We start from the raw sequence: 4517 nt of genomic DNA on the forward strand, positions 1-4517 counted from the left end.
CTGCTCGTGAGGACGTCGGCCAGGTTGAAGCGAACCGGGCGTTCCAGCTGCTCGTACGTGCAGGAGTGCGGCTGGCGGTCGGGACGCCACCGCTCGAACTGGGCGGTGTGCCGGAAGCGCTCGCCCTCCATGTAGTCGTAGCGCACCTCCACCACGCGCTCCGGCCGCAGCGGGGTGAAGGAGAGGTCCTTGCCGGTGTTCCAGCGGCTGACCTCGTTCTTGCGCGGGGTGCGCTCGCCGGACATGTGCGCCGCCCAGTTCCAGGGATGCCCCTCGAACTCGGTCACCAGCGGCTGCAGCTCGACGAAGAGCTCCTCGCGCACCGTCATCGGGAACGAGCCGATGACGCCCACAGAAACCAGTACGTCCCGGTCGTCGTAGAGCCCGAGCAGCAGCGAGCCGATCCGGTTCTCCCCGGACTTGTGCAGGCGGTAGCCGGCGACGACACAATCGGCCGTACGCTTGTGCTTGATCTTGGCCATGACCCGCTTGTCCGGCTCGTAGCCCAGGTCCTTGGCCTTCGCGATCAGCCCGTCGAGCCCCGCGCCCTCGAACTCGGCGAACCAGCGGCGCGCCGTCTCCACGTCATCGGTGGCGGGCGTCACGTAGACCGGCGGCTTGGCTCCGGCCAGACACTCCTCCAGCTTCGCGCGGCGCTCCGCGAAGGGCCGTACCGTCAAATCCTCGTCACCGAGCGCAAGCAGGTCGAACGCGACGAACCCGGCCGGGGTCTGCTCGGACAGCAGCGTGACGCGGCTCGCGGCAGGATGGATGCGCTGCTGCAGCGCCTCGAAGTCCAGCGTGTTGCGCGCGGTGTCCGCCACGATCACCTCGCCGTCGATCACCGCCCGCTCCGGGAAGTTCTCGAGCACCGCCCGCACAACCTCGGGAAAATACCGAGTCATCGGCTTCTCGTTGCGGCTGCCGATCTCCACCTCGGCGCCGTCCCGGAAGATGATCGAGCGGAATCCGTCCCACTTCGGCTCGTAGAGCTGCCCGGGCGGAATCTCGGCGACCGGCTTGGCCAGCATCGGCTTGACGGGCGGGTTGAGCGGCAGGTCCATGCGGTCAGTCTCCCTGCTCGCCCCGCTTTTCGGGGCCCGGTGCGGCCGCCGTCCCCCACTTCCGGTGCTTTTTCCCGTACGCCCGGAGCGCCCGACCGGCCGCATGCGTGCCCGCCCCGGCTGCTCCGCCGCGCCGGAACCCTGTCGCGAGCCGGAGCTGGCCGCCCAACCTGTCCCGACCCGCCCCGGCCGTTCGAACCGCCCCGCGCCGGGACCAGCCGCCCGGGAGGTCGCCTGTCGGGACCAGCCGCCTGACCTGTCACATGTCGGGGCTGACCGCCCGAGCAGTCCCGCGCCGGGACCGCCACCTGGGCTGTCGCGCGCCGGGGCTGGCCGCCTGGCCTGTTGCGCGCCGGGGCTGGCCGCCTGGCCTGTTGCGCGCCGGGGCTGGCCGCCTGGCCTGTTGCGCGCCGGGCGTGGCCGCCTGGGCTGTTGCGCGCCGGGGCCGGCCGGCCGGGCTGTCGGGGGCGTGATTTCGGTGACCGGGTCGGCGTTCAGGCGCGGATCGTCCGGGTACAGGCTGGGCCATGACGTCGCGTGTGGTCGTGCTGACCGGGGGATCGAGCGGAATCGGACGGGCCGCCGCCCATGCGTTCGCCGCTCGGGGGGACAAGATCGTGCTGGCGGCCCGCGGGCTGGCCGACCTGGAGAAGGTGGCCGCCGAGTGCGGCGGGCAGGCCCTGGTCGTCCCGACCGACGTGACGGACCGCGCCCAGGTCGACGAGCTGGCCGAGGCGGCCGTCGACGCCTTCGGCCGCATCGACGTCTGGGCGGACACGGCGGCCGTGGTGGCCTACGGGCGCTTCGAGGACGTCCCGCCGGACGTCTTCGACAAGGTCGTCACCGCCGACCTGCTCGGCCCGGCGAACGTCGCCCGCGCCGCCCTGCGTGTCTTCCGCAAGCAGGGACGCGGCACCCTGATCCTGAGCAGCTCCCTTCTCGGCCACGTCACCGTGCCGTACATGAGCACCTATGTGACCCCCAAGTGGGGTCTGCGCGCCCTGACCCGCATCCTGCAGCAGGAGACGCGCGACGCGCCGGACATCCACGTCTGTCAGCTCGTCCCGGGCAGCGTGGACACGCCCATCTACACCAGCTCCGGCAACTACGCCGGCTTCGTGGGCCGCCCGCCCCCGCCCGTCGACACCGCCGAGCGCATGGGCGACGCGATCGTCGGCCTCGCCGACCGCCCGCGACGCTCCCGCTCGGTGGGCCTGGCCAATGAACTTGTCGAAGCCGGCTACAGCTTCATGCCGCCGGTCTACGACGCCCTCGTCGGCCCGCTGATGCGAAGCTTCGGCCTGTCCCGCCGCCGCACCGGCCCCGACAAGGGCAATGTCTTCACCAGCAAGCCTCGCGTGTACGGAGGCCCGGCCCGCTACGGCCGAATCCCCGTAAGCGCCGCCGCCCTCGCCGCCCTGACCGGCGCCGCTGCCCTCGCACTCACCGGCCGCCGCCGCCTCAAACGCCACCCTGCCTCCTGACAAGCCGGCCACCCCACCTCTCGCCGTAGATCTCAGGCGTCGTGCCGTTGTTCGGTCGTCGCGGTCGCTGTCGTCTTGAAACCTTCCGGGTCGCCGTGCCGGTGCCTCAGCCGCCACCCCACGTCCTGACCAGCCGGCGTGTGGCCGTGCTGGCCGCCGGCGTCGGAGGTTCATCTCAGGCGAACGACAGGTGACCGCGGCGGCGGAGGCGAACCGCTGCCGCAACGGCGATCACGGCGAGGCAGGCTGCGAGAGTGATTCCGGCGTGCACGCAACCGTTGACGATCCGGTCGGTGCCGGCGTCGTGCTCGATGGCGTAGACACCGATCTCGCGAGAGAACCAGAACGGCAGCGCATGGGCGACGGCCTGGTCCGGATTCATCAACATCTGTGTGGACACGATGGTGAGCAGAACGAGCATGCCCTCCATCTCGCGGGGAAGCACGGCGCTGACGGCCATCCCGAACGGCGCCGACACGACCACGGTCAGCACCAGGATCAGTGCCACCCCGCCGTCCCGGACGTCGTCCAGGTCCACCTTCATCAGCACGAAGTAGGGGACGACCAGCACCAGCCCCACCGTCCACAGGGCAAGGAGCCGCCCGAGCCACAGCTGGTGCGGCGCATACCCGGCAAGCCGCAGCCGCTGCTCCACGGTCCGGGCCGCGTTCCCGGCGAAGAGCGCCGCCGTGCTCAGCGTCCAGCCGATCCCGAGCGACACGAAGCGCACCGACTGCCAGTACGCCTCCCCCCGCCGCGAGTAGTAGGCCGCGAGCGGCAGCAACGCCAGCAGGATCAGCACACCCCGGCGGCGGCTGAGCTCCCGCAGCGCCATCTCGGCGACGGTGAGCGTACGAGTCATGGCCGGCCTCCCTCGGTGTCGCGCCCCTCGGGGATGGTGAGCGTGCGGGTCATCGCTGGCCCCTCTCGGTGTCGCGCTCCTCGGGGATGGTGAGCGTGCGAGTCATGGCCGGCCTCCCTTGTCGTCGCGCCCCTCGGTGACGGTGAGCGTGCGGGTCATCGCCGGTCTCCCTCGGTGTCGCGCCCGGTGCGGGTCATGGGGCCGGCGTCGCGCGGCGACAGGTCGAGCACGGCGTCGGCGCGGTCCAGTTCGGCGAGCCGGTGCGTGACCACGACCACCGCCTTGCCTGCGTCGCGCCATCGCCAGACCCGCTCCCAGAAGTCGAGGTAGCTGCCGTTGTCGAAGCCCTGGTAGGGCTCGTCGAGCAGCAGGACGTCCGGGTCGCCGATCCCGGCCAGGACCAGGTTGAGCTTCTGCCGGGTCCCGCCGGACAGATGCCGCGCCGCGCCGCTCTCCGGCGCCCCGGGCCAGTCGAGGGCGGCGGCCTGCGCGCGGCCCTGGGCCCTGGACTCGGCGCGCCCGTAGCCGCGCCCCGCGCCGACGAGGACGAAGTGGTCGTCGGGGGTGAGGAACTCGGCCGTCCCGCCCTCCTGAGGGCAGTAGCCGAGCTCGCCACGGATCCGCACGTGACCCGCATCGGGAGAGTCGAGGCCGGCGCAGATGCGGAGCAGTGTGCTCTTGCCGCACCCGTTCGCGCCGATCACCGCCACGGCCTCGCCGGCGTGTACCCGGAGGTCGACCCCGTCAAGAACCGTCCTCCGGCCGTACCTCTTGGTGATGCCGACCGCCTCCAGGCGCAAGGCGCCTCGCATGCGCAACTCGCGGGTGGGGCCGCGCAGGCTCTCGGCGATCGTGACGGCGTAGGCGGTCGGTGGGCCGAAGGTCTCCAGGGGGTGCCTGCCACTGTCGCGAAGATGCGCGGCTGCCTCGGCCACGACGGCGGCAGGGTCGACGCGGCGGCGGTGCAACTCGGCGCCGAACGCCGCGAGCCATTCCTCGACGGTCACTGCGGAACCTCCATGATCGAGTTGACGTTGCCCACGAACACGGTCCAATCTGCGGCAGCCGCCTGCAGAGTGGCGGCGCCCTCCGGGCTGAGCCGGTAGT

The 4517-nt window shown here is 71.9% G+C and carries 4 protein-coding genes; 1 reads left to right on the forward strand and 3 read right to left on the reverse strand.

Annotated features, from left to right (window positions below; genetic code table 11):
• On the reverse strand, positions 1-1064 hold a 1064-nt coding region (locus RBH18_RS43105; RefSeq protein WP_306216312.1), incomplete at its 3' end, for an ATP-dependent DNA ligase.
• Positions 1065-1591: 527 nt separating this feature from the next.
• Here RBH18_RS43105 and RBH18_RS43110 point away from each other — a divergent pair.
• Positions 1592-2548 carry an SDR family NAD(P)-dependent oxidoreductase gene (locus tag RBH18_RS43110; RefSeq protein ID WP_306216313.1) on the forward strand — a complete coding sequence of 319 codons (957 nt, stop codon included), beginning with the start codon at positions 1592-1594 and terminating at the stop codon, positions 2546-2548.
• Between the two features lie 175 nt (positions 2549-2723).
• Here the strand turns inward: RBH18_RS43110 and RBH18_RS43115 are convergent, their stop codons facing one another.
• Both RBH18_RS43115 and RBH18_RS43120 read right to left on the reverse strand, forming a co-directional pair.
• Entirely contained in the window at positions 2724-3410 is a 687-nt protein-coding gene (locus RBH18_RS43115; RefSeq protein ID WP_306216314.1) for an ABC transporter permease, read from the reverse strand.
• Positions 3411-3565: 155 nt separating this feature from the next.
• A complete protein-coding gene (locus RBH18_RS43120; RefSeq protein WP_306216315.1) occupies positions 3566-4417 on the reverse strand; it encodes an ATP-binding cassette domain-containing protein in 852 nt (283 codons plus the stop codon).
• Positions 4418-4517: the final 100 nt, after the last annotated feature.

Source organism: Actinoplanes oryzae, assembly GCF_030757795.1.
In the GTDB taxonomy this organism is placed as follows: Bacteria; Actinomycetota; Actinomycetes; order Mycobacteriales; family Micromonosporaceae; genus Actinoplanes.